We start from the raw sequence: 21,672 nt of genomic DNA on the forward strand, positions 1-21,672 counted from the left end.
CTAGGACGTAAACTCATAAAATAATTTTGAAAATTGAGGCGCTTATGGTTCACTTTCGTTGAATTATGGAGCCTTAGATGACACGCCGTCGTTACGAACTTACGGACCATGAATGGTCAATCATATCCCCTTTATTGCCCAATAAGCCACGCGGTGTTGCCCGCGTTGATGATCGTCTAGTATTAAATGGAATTCTTTGGCGTTTTCGAACTGGTTCAACATGGGCGGAAATTCCGGAGCGGTATGGTCCTCCGACCACCTGCTATAATCGCTTTGTCCGCTGGCGTAAGGCTGGGGTATGGGATCGGCTTTTTCACGCCGTCTCAGAGGCTTACGATGGGGACATCATCATGATTGACACCACCTGTGCCCGTGTTCACCAGCATGGAGCCACGGGAAAAAAGAGGATGGAAATGATGGTAGCATGGGACGTTCCCGCGGTGGCTTACGAGTAAAATCCATGCGTTTGTCGACGCCGAAGGCCGACCGGTAACGCTGCGTCTGACAGGTGGGCAAGTAGCTGATTGCACACAAGCTGATGCACTGACAGACGGCCTTAGCGACGGTGATACGCTGCTAGCAGATAAGGGCTATGATACTGACGGCGGGCCAAGGCCGCCAGATGCAAAGCATGGGCCAATATTCCACCCAAAGCAAACCGTAAGGGTTCCTTTGCTTTTTCAAGCTGGGTTTACAAGCAGCGTAACCTCGTCGAACGGTTCTTCAACAAAATCAAGCAGTTTCGAGGCATCGCAACGCGCTACGACAAGTGCCCAGAGAACTATATCGCTGCAGTAAAAATCATCGCAACAAGAATTTGGTGTCAAAGTTTATGAGTCTATGCCCTAGCGTGACTGGGCTGCCGGTACAGCAAAACACCCTCTGAACGATGGACACAAACATGCTATTCTCGTTTTGCATGGATCTGAGTGATAACGCTCAAGGAATTATACTTTTCAGGATTTTAAATATGAAAGCGACGTATCCCTGACTTGGGATCACAGTAATCCGGCTTCTGAAGAGAACCAACTCATGTTGACAGTTAAAAATCTGTTCAGAGGCGAAAGCACATCTCAGCATCTCGTTCAGATGGTCGCGGACAAAGCAGGGAACGACGATGATCAATCATGACCTTATCTCCCTAATGAGGGCTAATGTCGCTTAAGCCACAACACTCACTTCGCTGGAAGGCATATTTCGAAACAAATGTGATGGCGGCTGGCGCACGGGTAAAAGATGCCACGAACAGCTCCACCAAACCCATCAGGATGCAGGTTCTTTATACAACTCATATAATGTGCATCATTGCCCATTCATCTCAGAAATTTGCTCTCAGCCTCAAATAATAAGAACAATTAGAACCTGACAACCTCAGCTAAGTTGATTAAATACACCCATTATTGCGGGTCTATGCGTTATCATAGGTTGAACTATAATTAATTATTAGTATAATTTACCTCAGCCGTTTCAAGGTAATCATCGATTTCATTTCTGTCGGTGGTTATTTCTAAACATCCAGGATAATCTGATGTTACGATCAATATGTCACAATCATCAGTCTTTATAATATATCCACAGTTAACAGTTTTTATATTTTTGCTGTTTTTTGTAACTGCACTTGGCTTCTTAAAATTCAAAGACCGTGGGTTTTCGCCAAGGCAATCAGCATCAATAATTTTTTCATACCACTCGTCGCGGCGAATAATGCCTTGCATGTGTATTTTTTGATTTTGGCTAAATATTTTTTAAATTTCCATAGATTTTTATTAAAATTTTCGGTTAAAACTATTTCATAAATCTCTCCACCATTGATATCAAATTCATTCGTAATTAGTGTTATTGAGGAATTATTTTCAAATGACAATAATACGCATGCATATTTATCTCGATAAACTGACACAGCATGAATCGCCGTTAGATATAAACCGGTTATGTTTAAGTTTTTAATATCCATGGCATTCTTTCGGAAGTGATTTTTCGGGTGCCTTATTGTTTTCCTCGCCCCTTGGGATATCGATATGGGGTTCTTCAAGGTTTTGCTGCATAGAGGCGAGATTAGCACGTTTCCGGTATTTGATATCCTGTTAATGCTGTTGACTCTGTTTAGCAGACGCAGTTCGAGCGTATGCGCGCGCATACGGTTGAAAGCATTACACGACTGCACGCCCTCCACCTTTTGGTTATCGACTTTGCGTGGTCTTGCCCTAATTCAGTGGAGAGAGTTTCACTCTATGCAGGCGGGATTGTCTCAAATCCTATTGGCGATTTATATCCGAGTGAGGAATGTTGCCGTATTGGATTATAAAAGCCATTGATGTTTCGGCCAAGTGCTTTTTCAGCACTGATGCGCGTTTGAAAGACTGTACACCATACCATCTCAGATTTGATGGTTTTAAACACAGTTTCCACCATGGCATTGCCATAACTATTACCTTTACCGCTCATTGATATGAGGATGTTGTGCTTAACTAATAACGTTTGATAGTCATGTGAGCAATATTGACTGCCGCGATCCGAATGGTGGTTCAAACCAGGAGGTGGTCTTCGAAGAAGCAATTGCCCTGCTTAAAGCTGTCAACGCTAGATCTATTTTGAGCCTCTCACTCGTCGCCCATCCAACAATGCATCTGGAGAATAAGTCCAGCACGATAGCCAAATAGAGCCAGCCTTCCGATATCCATATATAGCTAATATCAACACCCCATTTCTGATCCAGACCGTCACAGGCGAAGTCCTGATCGAGAAGATTGGGGGCCACCAGAGCGCCATGATTACTATCTGTGGTTTTCTTACATCGCCGTTTTTGCAATGCTTCCAGTCCGTTATCCCTCATCAGTCTTGCAATACGATGGCGGCCAACATCAAGGCTGGCTTTATTGAGTTCAACATGCATGCGCGGGCTACCATAATTTTCATTGGATGTAGTGAACTGTGCGCGGATGTGGGCCAATAAGATCATGTCCCTGTTTTGTCGAGGGACGGTCACGCCAAGCAAAATAGCCACTTTCACTCACGCCAAGAACCGAGCAGAGCCGGTATACGGGGAGTTTTTTTCCCCTCGTCAAAGACCTTAAACTTCATCGATTGTTCGTCGGGAAAACGATTCCCTGGATCGTTTTCTTATCCTCCTCAATTTTCGCGAAAAAAGTTGCGGCGTGCTTTAATATCTCGCGTTCCTGTCGAAGGATTTCATTCTCCTTACGCAAGCGGGCTAATTCTTTGCTCACACCTTCGTGTGGAGTGCCTAAAAGATCAGCATCATGAAATTGCTGTTTCCAGTGCGATAGACTTGAAAGCCAACACCAAGGTCTTTGGCAATCTGCGGAAGCGTCCGACCGCTTGTTCCAGCAAGCCGAACCGCTTCTTTCTTAAGATCATCCGTAAATATAAGACAGAGGGAAAAAGCCCCCCCCATAAGCAAGCCCTATTTTATCAGGAATTCTCTGACAGATGCTTCCACACCATCATCCCTCGCAAAAGCGGCACCGGATAAGGTGCTTTATAATTATCCTGCCGGCCTCAGAGACCGAGTTGCAGTTGCTCCTCACATGCCGGGTGTTTAGCCAAACTCAACTGTTCACTCGTTCCGGCTACTTCACGCGCAGGCGCTTGATCCGGAAACAAGAAAAAACTACTGTATTGGCAAATGAATCGCTATTTTATACGCAGTCAGATAATTGAGAGAATTGGTGTCAGAAAACAATCAGATGGTCAATAAAATCATACTCTGCTTGCATTCCTAACCAATGAATTCAATTCAGCTATTGTTCTTACCCACCCAAAATCTACGCCGGTTATGCTGACTGAACTGGAAGAACTAGATATGTGAACCTCAGCACTATGGTAGGCAGCTAAGGAAATGCAGTAATTTCTATCATCTAAAACACTGATTAAATTATAAAAATATTGTTCTTTATTACAGTCAACTGACAAAAAATAAACTATGCGATAGAAAATCCAATGAGTACACATTCTCCTAAGAGGCAAGTTTTGAGAAGCGATATAATTTCTAAAGTTGATAAAGTATATAATACTTTAAAAGATGATATATTAAACGTTAGAATTGCCCCGAATTATCCATTAAAAATAGGATGGCTACAGGAACATTACTCCTTTGGAACGACACCTATACGAGAGGCATTGTCTCGTCTTGAAAAAGATTACTTGGTTGTATTATTTCCTAACAAAGGTTACTATACAGCCTCCACATCACTTAATGAATTTTTAGAGGTATATAGTTCAAGAAATTTAATAAAACTGCGATTAATAAAAGAATCCATACAATTTGGTGATGAAAAATGGGAAGCCCAAATAGTCGCTAATCATTATTTATTTTCAAAAGAAGCTACGTCACTAAATGATGACTATGATAGCTGGCTACGAGCACATGATGCTTTTACTGAGGCATTACTATCCGCTCACAAATCTCCTTGGTTATTTCGATTTCACGTACAGTTGACTGAACATGTCAGGCGTCAAGGCCGAGCATTATTCAAGATGAGGCCAGAAGGCGTATCGCATGAATTTTCCTTTGCAGCATTAAGATCCTCATCATTGCGATCATTATATACAATTGATATCTATACAGAAATCAAGAACGCAGCCTTAAATCGCGATATCGAGCGCATTACATGCTTAATAGAAAAATGTACTGAGCTATTCACATTCGAATACAATGAAATACAAAAATCATATCAACATTTAATCTAATTATATTTCCGCTTATGTAAATCCCAGGAATGGACGATTAACGCGCTTACTTAAAATTATCTTCCATTCTTAACTGTATAAAACATCTGCAGCGTTTACCAAACAATGCCTAAGCTGGATAAGCCAATCAAAAGAGCCTTTTCAAGATGCGGTAGCCATAGGGGATTTGCCAATACTCCTGTTGCTATAGCCGTTGCTGCCCATTCAACAACTTAATCTTTCATCACCAGCACCCCGCCTTTTTCCCATAGGCGTTATGACCGGCAATGCCTTTGCCAGCCTGTGTATCATTCCCAGCCAGATAGACCGCTGTTTCCGGCCTAAAATTGACCTTCTGCCCCTGCGCAATTGCTCGCACTGGTCGCGCACCCCGCATCGATCAAGAAGCGGGTATCGCCAATGTTCATATTCATGATGGTTCCTTTGAATGACAAAAAAACTGCCTCAAGGGCGGTGCGTGATTATAAGTGTTGGGATAGCTTGGATACAGCAGTCATATTAAACGCACCAGGTACAAGTTTAAGGCAGAACTTTAATCAACCAGCACCTTGCATTTGCGCACGGTGCTGGTTGCATTATCATTTAAGAACCGATTTTCCGGCCCTATTTAACGAGTACAGTTTACCATCTAACCCTGAAGCCGACTGTGCCTTTGACGGCATAGCTACCAGCAAAATTGCTGAGGCTGGTGTTGAGCGAACCCTCACCATAGAGTGCATATTTATCATCCGCCCATGCATAGGTACCGCCTGCCCCAATCCCGCCCCATGTCTTGTCATTATCATTTCTGAAATCCACGTCAGCAACCGTGACTTTGTTGCCGCTCATAAACTCCTGATAGAGATTAACAATGCCATAGAGATGGGAACGCGCGATCATGCCGCGGCTCGCTGCCCAAGCATTTCGGTAATCCGCAGAGAGACCAAGCCGGGCATTGAGACTATCACCATTACGATTGGAGACAGATGCCCCCCATGCATCATTGAATGTGTCGAACTTTACTGATGACCACACCATCTGTGCCTGTGGTGTCAACGACCAGTTGGCATCCAAATCGACTTGTTTGCCAGCTTCAAGGCTCAGACCATAGCCGAAGCCCTTATTGTCGTTGATCAGCGATTGATTGGCGGTGGTTGAGTTGAGATCACTGTCATACCACATAGCTTGCGCCTGAGCGTCAGCATAGAAACCATTATCATCATACCATGTCAGCGTGCCGCCAAGACCCCAGCCATGGGTATCGATTTTACCATCACCATGATCGGAAGTGATTTTGGAATTCGCCTTGCCATATTGGCCGGTGATACCACCGATGAGTTTGCCGGTTTCGCCTTCATAAAGCTGCCCGTCAACACCGGCCTGCATGATAAAGGTATCGACATCCTGCTTCATGGCCGTGGTGGAACGGCTGGATTCAAAGCGATTATGTGCCCCTTCAATCCGCCCCCAGATGCCACGGGTATCAATAGTCGCATCGGCATGCACAAGCGGTGTACCTATTGCATCAGCACCTTGCTCAATCACCGGATTGGACGCTCCACTCCAGTAGCGGTTGCCGACACGTTGCTGCAGGGTTGGCAGCTTGTTGAGCGCCTGCATGGTCTGCCCATAGCCTTCATAGACTGGTGTGCCCGGATTGTACTGCGGCGTCTCAGGCGGGCATGTGCCTGTATCCTCACATGACGGCTCTTTGTTCTTTAATTGCGAGCGCAGATACCACGCACCATCATTCGGATTGGCTATGCCGTTTTTCTCTAATGTATAGGAATAAGCACCCTTAACCACTGCCGGCTGACCATCTTTAGTCACGCCATTACCAACCAATGTAAAAGTGGCATCTGAGATGCCACCGACACTGATAATTCGGATCCCTTCGGATGTGTAGGTACCAAGTCCGTCACGGTTCGTGATATGAACATTACCGGTGCCAGATGTGCCGCCCGCAATAGCCAAGCGGCTGGTTTGTGAGTTATCATCGCCTAACACGGTTACAATCTCAACCGTGCCACCTTTGCCGATATAATCACCGCTGATGGTCAGAGTTTCAAAACCGCCATTGCCCGGTGCAATTGTAGCACCAGCCTCATGGGTGGTGGAACCAACCGTGCCGATCCCCTGCAAACGTCCGGCAACAACATCCATCGTGCCACCGAGTTGCCCATCAACCGCCAAGATACCCGAGCGCACAAAACTGCTGCCGGCAAAGCCACTGCTATCACCGCCAAGCACGGCTTTGCCAGTGCCGATCTGCTCAAAGACACCGTCTCCGCTGATCTTGCCGACATAGTTCAAATCATTGGAGCGATTGAAGATGAAACTGCCGGCATTGGTTACATCACTGGTGATGCTCCCCGTCTCACCACCATTACCGAGCTGCAAGGTAGATCCGGCGGCTATTGTGGTTACACCAGTATAAGAGCTATGCCCGGTCAGAAGAGTTTTTCCATTGATCTGGTTGACAGCACCATTACCGTTTACAGATTGTGCAAATATATAATTATTATCTGTATGATTAAAATTAATAACACCGGTTCCTGCACCAAAATTGATTGCCTTTGCAACCAGTTCACCAGAAAACTCTGCCGTATTACCCTGCCCCGCGCCAATGTTTAAAACACCTATTGTATCAGTATCTTGAGCAATAATAATTACATCTTCAACTCTTAGGAACCCACCATTTCGTAATATTAGAGTACCTTGAGCATTATTATCTTTCCCAATGATAACAATGCCATTTAATGGACCCGTATTTGTATCAGGGATGCCGGAATCTGATCGCACACTCCAACCAGATCCAGATCCGTCAATTGTCACTTCTCCAATCTGATCTGTTTTATGCACGTGAGTGTTGTACGCCCCACCAATATATAGATCAGAACTTGTAATCGTACCGCCATTGCTAAGATTGACATTAGACTGATTGTTGCTTGCCGATACGTCAACGTTTACTTTTATTTCCCAATGTGAATTATCGCCATCAATATTAACAATTGATTCATTCATCTCCCCCATAACCAACACTGAACTATTCATTTTCCCGCCGTTCAGAATATTTACAACTGCGGCGCCACGCTGACTGGTTATTGCTGACTGAAAACCAACATGTGCAGTCACTTTTCCTGACTCAATAGCTGCCACATCTCCTATCCACTGAGCACCAGCTCCAACAACGTTGACAATGCCACTACCTAATTCGAGTGATAAATTGTTGATAAGCCCACCATTTTTTACTGTAATCTGACCAGAGTGAAGAATTACCATTAGATCGTTATTTATATTATCTCCAGAAATATTAGAACCTACACCATCAACAATAACTTCAGCTTCAGGACTGCCATCCTCACCGATGATGAGAGCTGTCGCCTCATGAGATTTAAGGAGCAGCGTACCACCATCAGTAACATTAAGAGTTGCGCTGCCCGTCTTCCCCATCTCAAGTCCATATGAAGAGAGCTTAGAACCCGCCCCATTAATCGTGACAGTCCCGCTTGCACCAGCACCATCACCAATAGTAAAAGCAATAGGATTAACATCAGGAGTCAGAAGGTCTATTTGTCCGCCATTGACTACGCTCAGAGAACCACTCTGACCAGTTAATCCGACATGCAAATGACCCTTTGTTGAAAAAAACCCACCACTCATCTGCGGTAGATTTGTTATTGATCCATCAACCCAAGACAAAATTATTCGATCACCATCCGTGAGGTTATCAAGCCCTACAGATGGGCGATAATTTCCAGCTTTTGAAAAGTCTTCATCAACTGCTCCAGCCCAAGTATAATCAAATGCATAAGCGGGCGACACAAAACTTAAAGAAAACATCAACATTAAAGACATCGACGAAATTGCAATATTTTTGCAAATCCCTCCATTAAAAAAATAAACATTATTAATATTATATTTAATTTTTTTCATTAAAACCTCGAATAAATATACAAAATAAAATTTATTTAAATATAATTGTAAATTTATATAAAAACATTGATACTTATAACTACATCAGTTATTATTATATTTTTCTATACGGAAATTAATAATTAAAGATAACTATATATTTTTACAAAAAGAGTATTAATAAATTTATTTTATTTAAAAAAATCAATTCAATTGAGTACTTTGAGGATGTCTTCATACAGCATTACTGTACCGATTAACGTACCGGCGACAGCGACAATCATCGACTTCATGAGTCTGCTGACAGTACGCATCGCAATAACAAGTCGAAGACCCTCCTTCAGGGTCTCAATATCATCGCCACGAAGCTGAGAAAGAAACTCCTCGCTTCCTCTGGCAGTTCATTGAAACGCTGCGCCAGATTTGCATTTGGATCCATAGCCATTACTACCACCCTACCTTTTCCCATGTGCATAATGACCGGCAACGTCCTTAACGTTGATAATCCTGCGAGCTTCAACAAAATCGTAATGCTGTAAGGTAATATACCGGTCGAGTTGATACCGACCTTTTCTATCAGCAGCAAACCAGCCCTCAATCATGCCAAGAACAAGAATTTCCGTGGCGTGAGCAGGATCGAACAACCGCGTAGGATTACTGACAAAATCGACAAGTAGCTTGTCACTAGCCTTCTGATAATTCTCGCGTCATGTCAGCTTGAACAGCCCCTAAATTTATAGACACCTTGTGACTTAAAAAAGAGGCAAAGAGCTTACGATGGGTAAGGGTAATTTCACTGACGAATTCAAACTTGATGCTATTAAACAGATTATTGAGCGCGGCTATTCCGTAGCAGTTTTTTCGCGTCGCTTGGGTGTCAGCACACATTCACTTTATAGCTGGATGAAGTGCTACAACGCCCCTGAGAAAGCAGCTGCGCAGGACGATCAATTGTCAGAGATAAGGCGCTTGAAACAAGAGCTTGCACGTGCCACCGAGGAGCGCGACATGTTAAAAAAGCCACCGCGAACTTCGCTAGGCAAGCAAAATGAAGATATCCGCCGAAAAATACTGATCAAAGATGCTTGGCATGACAGAGGCAAGGTTTACGGATACCGCAAGTTACACGATGACCTGCGAGATCAGAGGGAAACCTGTTGTCAAAACCGAGCGCCTGACATCATCGCCCACGAGACCAAATAGGATTAATTGAGAAGAGAGGGTTTTCGGTTCATCATAGCTCAATCAAAGGCTGCAAAGATGAGACAGAAACCCGTTCCGTAAAGGTTTCCGCCGATAAGACGATCAAGGATATACGGCGTGCGACGCGCAAGCATTATTCGGCAGAGAATAAAATCCGCATTGTTCTGGACGGTCTTCGCGGCGAAGACAGCATCGCTGCACTTTGTCGCCGCGAAGGGATTGCCGAGAGCCTTTATTATAGCTGGTCGAAGGAATTCCTCGAAGCAGCCAAGAAACGCCTTACTGGCGATATTGCCCGTTCGGCGATCAGCGACGAGGTTAAGACACTGCGTCGTGAAAGCCGTGACCTGAAGGAGGTATTGGCCGACGTCACGCTGGAAAACCGCCTGCTCAAAAAAAAGCATGATCGGAGATGGGGGCGACGACGAATGAGATATCCCGCCACCGAAATGCTTGAGATCATCCGGCTTGTGGAACAGTCGCATTTGTCAGCCAGACAAACCCTCGACAAGCTGGATATTCCAAGACCGACCTTCTATCGATGGTATAATAGGTTCCTTGCCCACGGTGCCGAAGGGCTGGAAGACCGGACGTCCGCACCGTCGCGGGTATGGAACCGCATTCCTGACGACATCCGAGATCGTATTATCGCACTGGCGCTCAATCATGCCGGCCTATCGCCGCGCGAACGGGCGGTGAAGTTCACCGATACGGAAAGTTATTTTGTATCAGAGGCTTCGGTCTATCGTCTGCTCAAAGCCCACGATCTGATCACGTCGCCAGCCTATATCGTCATCAAGGCCAATGACGAGTTCAGAGACAAAACCTCGCGACCGAACGAGATGTGGCAAACCGACTTTACATATTTGAAGGTCATCGGCTGGGGATGGTTTTATCTATCGACCATCCTAGACGACTATTCCCGCTATATCATCGCCTGGAAGCTTTGCACCACCATGAAGGTCAAGCATCATCCCCGCCTGCTGTCAGACAATGGTTCGTGTTAGTCGCTTCCGACCTTGGTGAATGACTGGAGAAATGCAAGATCGAGCAAGCCCATGGTGCTCCCGGGCATCCGCAGACGCAAGGGAAAATCGAACACTGGCACCAGACACTCAAAAATCGCATCCTCTTGGAAAACTACTTCTTCCAGGAGGACTTCGAAGCCCAGATTGCGGCCTTCGTCGAGCATTAAAAGCATAGCCGATATCACTCCGGGTGACGTCTACTTCGGACGCGGCCAGACAACCCTGCTCGAACGCGAAAGGAACAAACGAGATACCATCAAAAAACGCCGCTTGAACCACCAAGCCAAAGCGGCATAAATCAATACGCAAACAGAGCCGGAAACTCCAATCGTCCAAAGACCGAAAAATCTCAAATCATTCGACGACAGACAGGCTTATTCTGCCCAAAAGCACGAGCACCAGGATCGCTGTCGCTGCCGCAGCACCTGCCAAGACAAGAAGCTGAAAACGAAATGCGTCTTCATATGCCTGCAACAACAGCGATCGTCCAACCGTTGGCAAATGCACCAGAGCATTGTTTAGATCGCTCATCGCTAACCGGTTCGACGCATCGACCAGATTTGCATTTGCGACTTGCCCTGATGCGCCATTCGGCACTGAAGCCACCAGTCCGGAGAGGATGTTGGCGGACATCATAGCGCCCACGACGGCGATGGCCATCCCGTCGCCAGCTAGCCGCACCGCATTGAAGATTCCCGCAGCCATGCCCGCCCGTTCCTTGGAAACAACACTGACGGCCAAACCATCCATCAATCCCCATGGCAGGCCGATGCCAATACCAATCACCAGCATCGCCAGCAAACGTGTGCTTTGCGCATCGCCGGACAGCGTCAAACCCAACCAGGCAAGTCCGGCTGCCGCAATGGCGAGGCCAATGCCAGACAGAACACCGACATTGATCCAGCGTGCCAGTAGGCCGGCAATAAAAGGGACCACCAGCAGCGGCGCGGACAGTGCAATCATCATCTGTCCGGCTGCCAGTGCGCTGTATCCTTCGATCCCGATGAAACGGGCTGGTAGCATGACCAGCAGCACGATGTATGCATAGGCTGGCGCAATTGCCAGCACCTGTACGCCGACGAACCGGGCATTGGCGAACAGGGACAGGTCGAGCATGGGTTTAGCCTGTCGGCGCTCAATGACGACAAAGGCTACCAGCAACACGGTGGCGCTCATCAGGCAAGCCAATACCCATACATGGTTCCAGCCACGCTCAGGGGCAAGAATAATACCATAGGTCAGCACGGCCAGACCTGTTGTAAAGCTGATAGCGCCCAGCCAGTCCAGTCCCGTGGCGTCGGGGTCGCGCGTCTCGCGGGCAAAAACTGAGATGAGTGCGGATGCCAGCAAGGCGACCAGCGCCGGCAGAAAGAACACCCATTGCCATCCCAGAGTGTCAATCAGCAGTCCGGCCAGCAATGGACCGAATGCCGCGCCAGCGCCGAAAGTTGTACCGATCAGACTGAATACGCGCGTGCGGGCGTGTCCGTCGAACTCTTGTGTCAGCGCAGCCATCGCGCCTGCAAAGGCTGCCGCCGCGCCAAGCCCCTGGATGAGCCGCAGGATGTCGATCCAGAACACGGAAGGCATGAAGGGAATAGCCGCTGTTATCAAAGCGAATATCAGCATGCCCGACAGCCAGATCCGCTTGCGCCCATAAGTGTCAGCCAGACTGCCCGCTGCCAGTGTCGCGCTGCCATAGGTCAGGATATAGGCGTTGATGACCCAGGTCAGCTCGACCGCGTTGCCACCAAGAGCCTGATTGATCGAGGGCACGACGACGGCGGGACCGGCGATGCTCAATGGAATGACAGCGGCTGTCAGGCAGCCGGTCACAATCAGCGGGACTTTGCAAATTTTCGCGTCCGACACAGATGCGGTAGTGGTGCTCATCGGGTATCCCTTGATGTTGACGAGGCCATGCATGATGCCCTCGAATTCATGGCTGTCGCGGCGGTGCCGCGACGACCTTATTTAATAATTGATGATACAAATGAACTACTGATAGAAAAACAGCTCAACTTTCATTATTGACATGACTGATTGGTCATCAATTGAGGGAACAATGGATAGCTTCAGCGGCATGACGATCTTTGTGCAGGTGGCCGAATTGCGCAGCTTCGGGGCAGCGGGACGGCATTTAGGTATCTCTGCGTCGGCGGTCAGCAAGGGCGTGGCGCGGCTAGAACAGAAATTAGGCGTGCGCCTGTTTCAGCGCAGTACCCGCAGTGTGAGCCTAACAGCAGAAGGCACATTATTCCTCGAACGCTGCCGGCGCATCCTCGCCGAGATCGCAGCGGCCGAGCATGAACTGGCTAGCACCACAGCAAGTCCGCAAGGCCGATTGCGGGTGAGCTTGCCACTGGTCAGCGGATTGATGTGGCCGGTGTTGTCGGCCTTTGTCAGTCACTATCCGCAGATCGAACTTGATCTGGATTTCAGCGACCGCCTTGTGGATGTCGTGGATGAAGGTTTCGATGCGGTGGTACGCACCGGAGAGTTGAGCGACTCCCGCCTGATGAGCAAACGTCTGGGTATCAGCCATTTTGTTTGCGTCGGCGCGCCACGCTATTTCGAGCAATACGGCATGCCCGAGCGGCCTGAGGACATCGCCCGGCATGCTTGTCTAATGCATCGCGTCCCAAGTACCGGCCTGCTGGAAAAATGGCGCTTGCGGCGCGATGATGAGGACGCCGACTTGCGCCCAGCGGCAAGCATGACGAGCAACCACCTTGAGACATTGCGGCATATGGCCATCCAGGGCCACGGTATCGCCTATCTTCCGGACTTTGCGGTTAGGACGGCCATTGATCATGGAGAACTTGTGACGGTGTTAAATGAATGGGCCGGTGCGTCCAGTACCTTCTGGATATTGTGGCCTTCGAATAGGCTATTATTGCCCAGAGTGCGGGCATTCGTTGATTTTATGGCCAAACATCTGATTTTGCACTCAAAGCAGTCATTCGTCTATAGCAGTAATAAATTTCCGCCAAAGAACTGAAATATATGGCAAAATTGCCCTTTTGCCATGTGTACTCTTCGTCTTCATACCGATGATATTTAGATATTGAATGCCATCTTGGATAACGCGCTCTTATCATGACCTAATAGTGCATATTAGTATCAATATTTAAAATACCATACCTTCTAGGTCTTAAAACGACCATCCTTTTTCAAATCTTCAAAGTCTATAATTTCACCCACATGAGTGTTATTTGCATGGAGAATATTGCATTGACGTAAGATGGCAAGATTAAAAATGCACCGGCACCTAAAGCGATAAGTATGAAGTTACTTATCGGGAGGTCTTGAAAATGGTGCGTACAAATAGTCTGGTCTATAAGTTTAAAAAGCCATATATCCGCACTTTATCATTAGCACTCTTCCTTGCTCTAAACGCGAATACAGCGTGGTCTGAACCTTCTGCTGAGGATTTATCACAGCAACTGGCCAATCCGCTGGCAAGGCTGATCAGCGTTCCTTTTCAAAACAATCTTGACTTCAGAGCCGGCCCTGATCAGAAAGGGTTTGCCTACAGCCTTAACATTCAACCTGTCATCCCGTTCAGTTTGAACGAAAACTGGAACATTATTTCACGTACGATTATTCCGATCGCCTATCGGGATTATATGCCGGACGGAAGCGTTTCAGGTTTGGGTGATATTAATGCCAGCTTTTTCCTGTCTCCGAAACAAAGCGCCCCCAGCGGGATAATCTGGGGTGCTGGCCCTGTCTTTCTTCTGCCAACTGCAACCGATGATTATCTGGGCGGCGGAAAACTCGGGTTAGGACCAACTGCTGTCGCTTTAATCCAGCGACATGACTGGACAGTCGGGGCTCTGGGTAATCATATTTGGTCAGTTTCAGGCTCTTCGAACAGGCAGGATATTAGTTCCACAATGCTTCAGCCATTTGTTTCCTACAATTTGGGACATGGAAGATCCGTATCGCTCAGTCTTGATTCAACATACAATTGGGAAGCCAGCCAATGGACATTGCCGATTAATCTGGATGCTACACAGGTTTTCAAAATTAAAGATCAAGCTATGAGTATTCAGGTAGGCGGGCGTTATTATGCTGACGGCCCTGAGGGCAGTGCAAAATGGGGATTACGCACGACCCTGACATTTATGTTTCCCGAATAAACGGCCGGATCTATTCATAGCACGACAATGTCCCGCCATTTCAACAAGTTGTAATTTTCCTGAGACTTTGGCAAGGTAAGGCATCAACCATCTGATCGGGTAAGATGCAATGGCAACCATCCCTATAACGCGAAGTTTGTTTCTTCTTCCTTTTGTAGGGATTCTGGATGAGATTGGTGCCCCATCCGGTTCACTTTTAGAGAAATTCCGGCTTCCGCTGAATCTGAATGAAAAGAGTAGTTTCTACATCCCGCTATTGCCTGCACTCAGCTTTATAGAGGCTGCGCAAAAGTCTCAGGATCTGGATGATTTTAGCTTCCTGGCAGGACAGCGCTTACACTTTTCTCATTTGCGGGAAAGAACGAAGGCTCTGGTTGCCCATTCACCAACATTGCTCGTGGCTTTGCGTCATGCTTGTTATTGGGCATCACGCGAAGATTCAATGCTTAGCATGTGGATCGAGTATGATCAGGATCACATACGGGTTTGCAACAGAATTACTTTGCCCGGCAATCATGCATATTTAAAACACGCGCAATGGCTGCAAAATGTTTTCTCTGTTTATATTGCGCGGCAGTTTACAGGAGCGGGCTGGATGCCACCAGTTATGGCTTTTGAAGCCGGTTACACTCCGAGCGTGGCGACACAATCCTGCTGGCCAAATGTGCAATTTCTCTCAGAACAACATGCTTCCTGGATCAGTATACCGAATTCCTGCCTCAGCCTCCCCTATCATGCAAACGCCCTATACTCCCCCTGCCATACCCCTGAAGATGAACCTTCCGGCTATGAGATTGTAGAAACCCTGAAACTGATGCTGCCTTCCTATCTGGATGGTGGCATTCCGACACTCGCTCAGGTAGCAGAGATGGCGGGGGTCAGTCCGCGCACTTTCCAGCGCAAACTCTCAAGTGTTGATTTCGTGTATTCGGATATACTCGATACCATAAAATTTGAGCGCTCAAGCGCGCTGCTACGTGAGACAGATGCCAAAATAATTGATATTGCTTTTGCGTCCGGATATTCCGACCCTGCACATTTTAGCCGCGCATTTCGGCGGATTGCAGGGACCACACCAAGGCAGTTCCGTGAACAATCACAACAAAATTAAGTAGTTCATCTGAACATTTTCAAAGCACTCATTGTCATTCGCCTGTTGTGTACAAGCATAGAACAGGGCGCCGCTTAATTAAGGTTGGCGTAAAATGGCAAGATTAGCCATGCACTTCTGCTAACAATAATCCGAATATAGCCTGTCAACCGGCCTGCCTGATCGGCTGGCCATTATCCGGCTTGTCGGTGTTTGCATGTTTCGTGTTTTCCTAAGCAGATAGCACGGCTCGTTAATCAAATTAAATGAAGAGGTATATCCATGTTTCGCTCCTTTGGAATGAGTTTAGCAATGACTGCGACCCTGTTGACGAGCAGTGCATATGCCGAAACATCGGGTGATAAAGTCCCTGTCACCGTTGAGAATTTCATTCGCGCAGAAACGGATCACTATCTCACTGCCAATGCCAAACTCATTGGCAGTCTTGGTAAATTTCAGCATTCCCGCGAGCCGGTAGCCATTGATGCACAAACCGTCATCCGCATGAACAGGGACACACTCTATTCCTTTGGTGTCTTTGATCTCGCCGGCGGACCGGTAACACTCACCCTGCCGGATACCGGCAAACGCTATATGTCGATGATGATTGTTGATCAGGACCATTATTTGCCGGTTGTCGCCTATGGCACAGAACCGGTGATACTGACGCAGGAATCTGTAGGCACCCGCTATGTATTTGCCGCTATCCGCACACTGGTAGACCCGAATGACCCGAAAGATCTGGATGAAGTTCACAAGCTTCAGGATGCCATCAAAGTCGAGCAGAAAGACATAGGTAAGCTTGAGCTCCCGAACTGGGACGATGAAAGCCTTACAGACATCCGCAACGCATTGCTGACCCTTGCAAAGCACCAAACTTCTTATCAGGGTTCCTTTGGGAAGCGGGATCAGGTTGAGCCGGTTCATCATCTGATCGGAACGGCTTCCGGTTGGGGCGGCATTCCCGAAAACGATGCTCTCTATCCGAGCTATACACCTGAGAAAAACAACGGCAAAACCGTCTACACGCTCACGATACCGAATGATGTGCCTGTGAAGGCTTTCTGGTCGATCAGCGTTTACAATGCAAAAGGCTTCTTTGAGAAGAATGCCTATAATGCTTATTCGATCAACAATCTGACCGCAAAAAAGAGTACTGACGGATCAGTCGCGGTTCAGTTTGGCGGCTGTGACGGTAAGATCGTCAATTGTCTGCCGGTTGTTGACGGATGGAATTATACAGTTCGGCTGTATCGTCCTGATCCGGTTTTGGTGAGCGGTGAGTGGAAGCTTCCGGAAGCAAAGCCCCTTAATTAAGCTTAACCGGCAAACACAGAAGCTATCCGGCCCCACCATTCGAGGAACATAAAATGCCTTCAAAGATCTGTCAGGTCGTCGTATTTACGGCCATGTCTTTGTCTGCCCCAAATATAACTCTGGCGGAAACCGCGCCAGCGCCGAAGGTAACAGACCCTCATTTCTATCTGACACCGGGATATTTGCAGACAAGTGATTTGCCGGACAGTCTTGTTTTGCTGGGCGCTCCCCCGGCAAACGGGAGTGCCGCACTGGCGCGTGACGAGGCCGCAAGAGAAGCAACAATTCCGCTTCGCGGTAAAGCGCGTTGGGATCTCGCGCGTACAGATGCAGATTTGCAATTTCCTCAGCCAGCAAAGAATTTCTCCTGCGCGATGGGCGTGGATATCAGCGAAGAGAAAACACCGCATATTTACCGCCTGATGGGGAGAGTTCTGACGGATGCGGGGCTTTCAACCTATGGCGTTAAAAACAAATATAACAGAACCCGCCCTTTCGTTGTGCATAATGAAGGCACTTGTCAGCCAGACGAAGAAGATGTGTTGCGCCATGATGGATCATATCCGTCAGGACACACCGCAGCAGGCTGGGCTTGGGCGCTCACACTGGCAGAAGTCAATCCAAAACGAACCGATGCGTTGCTAAAACGTGGCCTGTCATTTGGACAAAGCCGGGTGATTTGTAATGCGCATTGGCAAAGCGATGTTGATGCAGGCCGCATTATGGCTGCCGCTACGGTAGCCAGATTACACAGCAATCCTGAGTTTCTTGCCGATATTCAGGGCGCTCGTAACGAGCTGGAGACAGCGAGTGCTCCGGTTCAAGACTGTATTGCGGAAAACAAAGTGCTTTCAGAGTCAGAGCACTAAAAATTTTTCGCAAATGAACGGCCTGATTGTGCATTCAGGGGGAATGAAGATGTTTCACTACAGGCTATTCGCTTTATCACTGGTTGCACTGTTGGGTCAGCAATATGTGGCTGTTGCCGCAGATATTCCGGCAGCACCGGTCACTGCTGAATTTGAAAAGCAAAACATTAAACCTGACGAATGGCGGTTTAGTGCAAGCCCTTATTTCTGGGCAGCGGGCATGAGCGGAACTGCCGGACAGTTCGGACTGCCGCCTGTGAAAATGAAATCAGACTTTGGCAGCCTGCTAAAGGAGCTGGACTTCTCATTCATGGGTGTCGTTGAGGGACATTATGATCGCTACAGCGTGTTCAGCGATATTATCTATACAAAAATATCGACAGAAGGCGAAACACCTTACGGAGTATTGAGCAACAGTGTTGATATTCGTTCTGAGGCATTTTCAGGTCTTTTCGGCGCTGGCTATAGCCTGCTTGAAGACGATAAAAGCCGCCTTGATGCCGTTGCAGGAACACGCGTTTGGTATGCGAGCACAAAAATTGCTTTTGACGGCGGATTATTCGGTGGTCACAGCGGACGCGACAGTGCAGCATGGGTTGATGCTGTGGCAGGCTTAAAAGCAAAATACTTTTTTACTGATGATTTCTACTTCAGCGGTTGGGGTATTGTCGGCGCCGGTCAGGCTAAAATCGACTGGGATGTGGCCGGAACACTCGGTTATCAAATCAAGGATAACTTGTCGGTCGTCGCAGGGTACCGTGCGCTCGGTGTTGATTACAGTCACGATGGCTTTGTCTATGATGTTGTACAAAAAGGCCCGATATTAGGAATGGTATTTCACTTCTAATTTTTTAAAACTGTCGAAATCAGCTAGCATTAGACTGCAACTAAATAAGAACACATATTTACTATACTTGAAAACACTCATTTCATAAACTTGAAACTACATATATTAGGCGGAAAATTATCTTCTTACATGTGGTATCATAGCTGAATTCAAAAATAAGGCCAATTACTGATAGTCAGTTTCTCGGCGCCAGAAATGAAATGGGTACTGTCAAAAGCGCTTACTGATCCCACTCCAACTACCAGTGTTTTATTCTGACTATGTCTGCTTCGTGAAGCGGCAATTCATCTACAAGCACTATCTTAGCGAAACAGTCTTAATACATAAAACGTCGCTTTCAGACAGTGCGGTGTATAAAGCACATAAATCAATATCAGCGCTTTACTAGTATATGGATGATAAACCACCATTCTGCAGTGATAGGATCGCAATACACTAAGAAAGCTAAAAAACTCGAAAAAGCAATCTCATCAGAGTGTCGTTTTTGATGGTTGCGGGGGCGCGCACCCAACGATACCAACATTTACTCTCGATCGAGATTTAGTCGTTATCGCTTAAAATTAAAGTATATTCGCGTTAATCCGACGGCACTATGCCCACCCATAAAGCATAATCATCTGTTTTTGGTCATCAGATGCTATCGGTCTGCTGTTATTCTGGCGAATTTCAGCGTGATAAATCTCGGAAAGCGTCGCGCGTAGGATCCCAAGCTACTAAATACCATAGTGGTGGTAATATCAACATGGCCTGCGGCTCGACATTTCGGATGGTTACCACGCCTTTTGCACCACGGTATTGGAAACGCAGAGTTTGTCGTTGTAGAAAAGCTGTCTCGAATGCGGGCAGCAGTTCGTGATCCATCGCCGCTAAATCCGATATATCCACCATAGGCGAAAGCTGTCCGACATAAAAACAATCCAGAAATCGGCGCAACTCGCGTATCTTGTCCGGAGGCAAAGCCTTCTCGATCTTAGCAAGCCCGGTATCAGCGAGCCTGGCAAAAGGTAAATTCCCAGCAGCGCGCATTGATGCAACACTGACGAGCAACGCAAAGACTTCGGCAACAGAGAGCTTAGCCATGGTCGTCCACGTGTTAATGACCGACGTGTTATAAGCGGAATTATATTTATTATTCGCAATGGCTTACGGTAGTGCCATAAGGGCGTATTCGCTCGGATCATAGAAGTGTTATCTTCAAAATCTGCCGCTGGTAAGACTGTTATGACTGTTATGACTTACTTGAAGGCACATCGTACAGCTTCCAGCTTACGAGTAAAAAAGGGAGATTGACGTCTGTTTGGTCGGACGAAAGGTGGAATGAATATTAAACTGCATGCTGTGAGCGATACAAAAGGTCGACCAATACGGTTTCATCTCACTGCTGGACAAGTCAGTGACTACACGGGCGCGGCAGTCCTGTTGGACACTCTACCGAACGCGCACTGGCATCTTGCGGACAGAGGTTACTATGCAGACTGGTTTAGAAAGTAATTGAAAGACAAAGGGATAAGGGCATATATCCCCGGACGCAAGAACCGTAACAAGCCAATCAAATATAATAAACGACGATATAAGCTGCGCAATCGTATCGAGATAATGTTCGGACGGCTGAAAGACTGGAGCAGAATAGCTACGCGTTATGATCGATGCCCCATCATGTTCTGGCTCGGCTCGTAATGATTCCTGAGCCTAAACACCGCCGTCTTCAATATCCTGCTCGGCGTATCACAGACATTCTGTACCTGCGGACAGTTGAAACGATCACCGTGATAAGTCATAATCAGTCAGCAGAACCTCCACATCGGCCATGCTCAGCGCAAACCGGTGATAGGCTCATACTGCATAAGAGACAATCTCACGTGGAAAGCGCGCCCCTTCAACTGGGGAAAAGAACTTGGTAATTTCATGTCACATCGATACCGAAAACCCCAAGCTGATACAGCTTGGCAATGCCCACTGGGCTAAGGGCACTTTTCCTATTTTGGTTGCCATCAGAGATAGGGGACTTTTCCGCTGATTATTCACACTTATAAAGCGCCCGGATAGACTCTCACCGGGCGATTATCTTTCACCGATTCCATCACCACGAATGTCGAGGTACTTGCTACATTGGGGAGACTGGAAATTTTCTCTCCCAATACCTCGCGATAGCGCCGTATATTGGAAGTGCGTACCTTGAGGAGATAGTCGAAAGAGCTTGCAATCATATGGCATTCCTCGACTTCGCGTATCTTGCGCACAGCAATGTTAAAGGCCTGCAACGCAGCCTCGCGCGTGTCCGATAATTTGACGGTCGTAAAAGCGATATGATCAAAGCCAAGCTTTTCGGGATCAATGGCAGCACGAAATCCCAGAATATAGCCTTCAGAGACGAGCCTTTTCAGTCTTGCCTGGCAGGGCGTCTTGGAAAGACCGACTTTTTTCGCCAGCTCCGTAACTGCAATTCGCCCGTCTTCGCTCAGGACTTCGAGGATACGGCGATCAAATTGATCCAAATCGTCTAAAGATTCAATTTTTTGCATACGCATAGCCTTCAAATGGTTCAATAATAAGATTATATTGCCTAAAA

At 47.2% G+C, this 21,672-nt stretch carries 14 protein-coding genes and 4 pseudogenes; 11 read left to right on the forward strand and 7 right to left on the reverse strand.

Going from position 1 to position 21,672, the window contains the following annotated elements; genetic code table 11:
* Positions 1-77: 77 nt before the first annotated feature.
* A pseudogene (locus tag QUF18_RS17410) lies at positions 78-836 on the forward strand (IS5 family transposase).
* Between the two features lie 797 nt (positions 837-1,633).
* Here the strand turns inward: QUF18_RS17410 and QUF18_RS17415 are convergent.
* Both QUF18_RS17415 and QUF18_RS17420 read right to left on the reverse strand, forming a co-directional pair.
* Positions 1,634-1,954 carry a hypothetical protein gene (locus QUF18_RS17415; protein ID WP_289388548.1) on the reverse strand — a complete coding sequence of 107 codons (321 nt, stop codon included), beginning with the start codon at positions 1,952-1,954 and terminating at the stop codon, positions 1,634-1,636.
* A 275-nt stretch (positions 1,955-2,229) separates the two neighbouring features.
* Positions 2,230-3,415 (reverse strand): annotated as a pseudogene (locus QUF18_RS17420) (IS3 family transposase).
* A gap of 545 nt (positions 3,416-3,960) precedes the next feature.
* Between QUF18_RS17420 and QUF18_RS17425 the strand changes: the two are divergent.
* A complete protein-coding gene (locus tag QUF18_RS17425) occupies positions 3,961-4,710 on the forward strand; it encodes a GntR family transcriptional regulator (protein WP_289388549.1) in 750 nt (249 codons plus the stop codon).
* Positions 4,711-4,933: 223 nt separating this feature from the next.
* On the opposite strand, the gene QUF18_RS17430 is transcribed toward QUF18_RS17425, so the two are convergent.
* Entirely contained in the window at positions 4,934-5,068 is a 135-nt protein-coding gene (locus QUF18_RS17430; protein WP_289388550.1) for a hypothetical protein, read from the reverse strand.
* A gap of 263 nt (positions 5,069-5,331) precedes the next feature.
* Positions 5,332-8,625: an autotransporter outer membrane beta-barrel domain-containing protein gene (locus QUF18_RS17435; RefSeq protein ID WP_289388551.1), complete on the reverse strand. Its 3,294-nt coding sequence runs from the start codon at positions 8,623-8,625 to the stop codon at positions 5,332-5,334.
* Positions 8,626-9,381: 756 nt separating this feature from the next.
* Between QUF18_RS17435 and QUF18_RS17440 the strand changes: the two genes are divergently transcribed.
* Both QUF18_RS17440 and QUF18_RS17445 read left to right on the forward strand, forming a co-directional pair.
* Positions 9,382-9,807 carry a transposase gene (locus tag QUF18_RS17440; protein ID WP_289388552.1) on the forward strand — a complete coding sequence of 142 codons (426 nt, stop codon included), beginning with the start codon at positions 9,382-9,384 and terminating at the stop codon, positions 9,805-9,807.
* Between the two features lie 57 nt (positions 9,808-9,864).
* A pseudogene (locus tag QUF18_RS17445) lies at positions 9,865-11,132 on the forward strand (IS3 family transposase).
* A gap of 57 nt (positions 11,133-11,189) precedes the next feature.
* Here the strand turns inward: QUF18_RS17445 and QUF18_RS17450 are convergent.
* Positions 11,190-12,728, reverse strand: a complete 1,539-nt coding sequence (locus QUF18_RS17450) for an MFS transporter (RefSeq protein ID WP_289388553.1) — start codon at positions 12,726-12,728, stop codon at positions 11,190-11,192.
* Between the two features lie 172 nt (positions 12,729-12,900).
* On the opposite strand from QUF18_RS17450, the gene QUF18_RS17455 reads away from it, so the two are divergent.
* The 6 genes from QUF18_RS17455 to QUF18_RS17480 all read left to right on the forward strand — a co-directional run bounded on the left by QUF18_RS17455 (position 12,901) and on the right by QUF18_RS17480 (position 19,103).
* Positions 12,901-13,836: a LysR family transcriptional regulator gene (locus tag QUF18_RS17455; protein ID WP_289388554.1), complete on the forward strand. Its 936-nt coding sequence runs from the start codon at positions 12,901-12,903 to the stop codon at positions 13,834-13,836.
* A gap of 313 nt (positions 13,837-14,149) precedes the next feature.
* Positions 14,150-14,980 (forward strand): transporter, encoded by an 831-nt coding sequence (locus tag QUF18_RS17460; RefSeq protein WP_289388555.1) that lies wholly within the window; start codon positions 14,150-14,152, stop codon positions 14,978-14,980.
* 109 nt (positions 14,981-15,089) lie between these two features.
* Positions 15,090-16,091 carry a helix-turn-helix transcriptional regulator gene (locus QUF18_RS17465; RefSeq protein ID WP_289388556.1) on the forward strand — a complete coding sequence of 334 codons (1,002 nt, stop codon included), beginning with the start codon at positions 15,090-15,092 and terminating at the stop codon, positions 16,089-16,091.
* 291 nt (positions 16,092-16,382) lie between these two features.
* Positions 16,383-17,387 carry a DUF1254 domain-containing protein gene (locus QUF18_RS17470; protein WP_289388557.1) on the forward strand — a complete coding sequence of 335 codons (1,005 nt, stop codon included), beginning with the start codon at positions 16,383-16,385 and terminating at the stop codon, positions 17,385-17,387.
* Between the two features lie 53 nt (positions 17,388-17,440).
* Entirely contained in the window at positions 17,441-18,256 is an 816-nt protein-coding gene (locus QUF18_RS17475) for an acid phosphatase (RefSeq protein WP_289388558.1), read from the forward strand.
* A gap of 43 nt (positions 18,257-18,299) precedes the next feature.
* Entirely contained in the window at positions 18,300-19,103 is an 804-nt protein-coding gene (locus QUF18_RS17480; RefSeq protein WP_374807225.1) for a hypothetical protein, read from the forward strand.
* Between the two features lie 666 nt (positions 19,104-19,769).
* On the opposite strand, the gene QUF18_RS20425 is transcribed toward QUF18_RS17480, so the two are convergent.
* Positions 19,770-20,183 carry a helix-turn-helix transcriptional regulator gene (locus QUF18_RS20425; protein WP_353074548.1) on the reverse strand — a complete coding sequence of 138 codons (414 nt, stop codon included), beginning with the start codon at positions 20,181-20,183 and terminating at the stop codon, positions 19,770-19,772.
* On the opposite strand from QUF18_RS20425, the pseudogene QUF18_RS17490 reads away from it, so the two are divergent.
* Positions 20,178-20,780 (forward strand): annotated as a pseudogene (locus tag QUF18_RS17490) (IS5 family transposase); the annotation flags it as partial. The gene QUF18_RS20425 and the pseudogene QUF18_RS17490 overlap by 6 nt on opposite strands.
* Before the next feature lie 350 nt (positions 20,781-21,130).
* Here the strand turns inward: QUF18_RS17490 and QUF18_RS17495 are convergent.
* Positions 21,131-21,625: an Lrp/AsnC family transcriptional regulator gene (locus QUF18_RS17495; protein WP_289388560.1), complete on the reverse strand. Its 495-nt coding sequence runs from the start codon at positions 21,623-21,625 to the stop codon at positions 21,131-21,133.
* Positions 21,626-21,672 lie beyond the last annotated feature (47 nt).

It is taken from the genome of Pseudochrobactrum kiredjianiae, from assembly GCF_030362795.1.
Classification (GTDB): Bacteria; Pseudomonadota; Alphaproteobacteria; order Rhizobiales; family Rhizobiaceae; genus Pseudochrobactrum; species Pseudochrobactrum kiredjianiae.

Coding starts and splice junctions, on each gene's coding strand:
- QUF18_RS17415 (WP_289388548.1), bottom strand. CDS start 1,954: ATGGATATTAAAAACTTAAACATAACCGGTTTATATCTAACGGCGATT.
- QUF18_RS17425 (WP_289388549.1), top strand. CDS start 3,961: ATGAGTACACATTCTCCTAAGAGGCAAGTTTTGAGAAGCGATATAATT.
- QUF18_RS17435 (WP_289388551.1), bottom strand. CDS start 8,625: ATGAAAAAAATTAAATATAATATTAATAATGTTTATTTTTTTAATGGA.
- QUF18_RS17440 (WP_289388552.1), top strand. CDS start 9,382: ATGGGTAAGGGTAATTTCACTGACGAATTCAAACTTGATGCTATTAAA.
- QUF18_RS17450 (WP_289388553.1), bottom strand. CDS start 12,728: ATGAGCACCACTACCGCATCTGTGTCGGACGCGAAAATTTGCAAAGTC.
- QUF18_RS17455 (WP_289388554.1), top strand. CDS start 12,901: ATGGATAGCTTCAGCGGCATGACGATCTTTGTGCAGGTGGCCGAATTG.
- QUF18_RS17460 (WP_289388555.1), top strand. CDS start 14,150: ATGGTGCGTACAAATAGTCTGGTCTATAAGTTTAAAAAGCCATATATC.
- QUF18_RS17465 (WP_289388556.1), top strand. CDS start 15,090: ATGGCAACCATCCCTATAACGCGAAGTTTGTTTCTTCTTCCTTTTGTA.
- QUF18_RS17470 (WP_289388557.1), top strand. CDS start 16,383: ATGACTGCGACCCTGTTGACGAGCAGTGCATATGCCGAAACATCGGGT.
- QUF18_RS17475 (WP_289388558.1), top strand. CDS start 17,441: ATGCCTTCAAAGATCTGTCAGGTCGTCGTATTTACGGCCATGTCTTTG.
- QUF18_RS17480 (WP_374807225.1), top strand. CDS start 18,300: ATGAAGATGTTTCACTACAGGCTATTCGCTTTATCACTGGTTGCACTG.
- QUF18_RS20425 (WP_353074548.1), bottom strand. CDS start 20,183: ATGGCTAAGCTCTCTGTTGCCGAAGTCTTTGCGTTGCTCGTCAGTGTT.
- QUF18_RS17495 (WP_289388560.1), bottom strand. CDS start 21,625: ATGCAAAAAATTGAATCTTTAGACGATTTGGATCAATTTGATCGCCGT.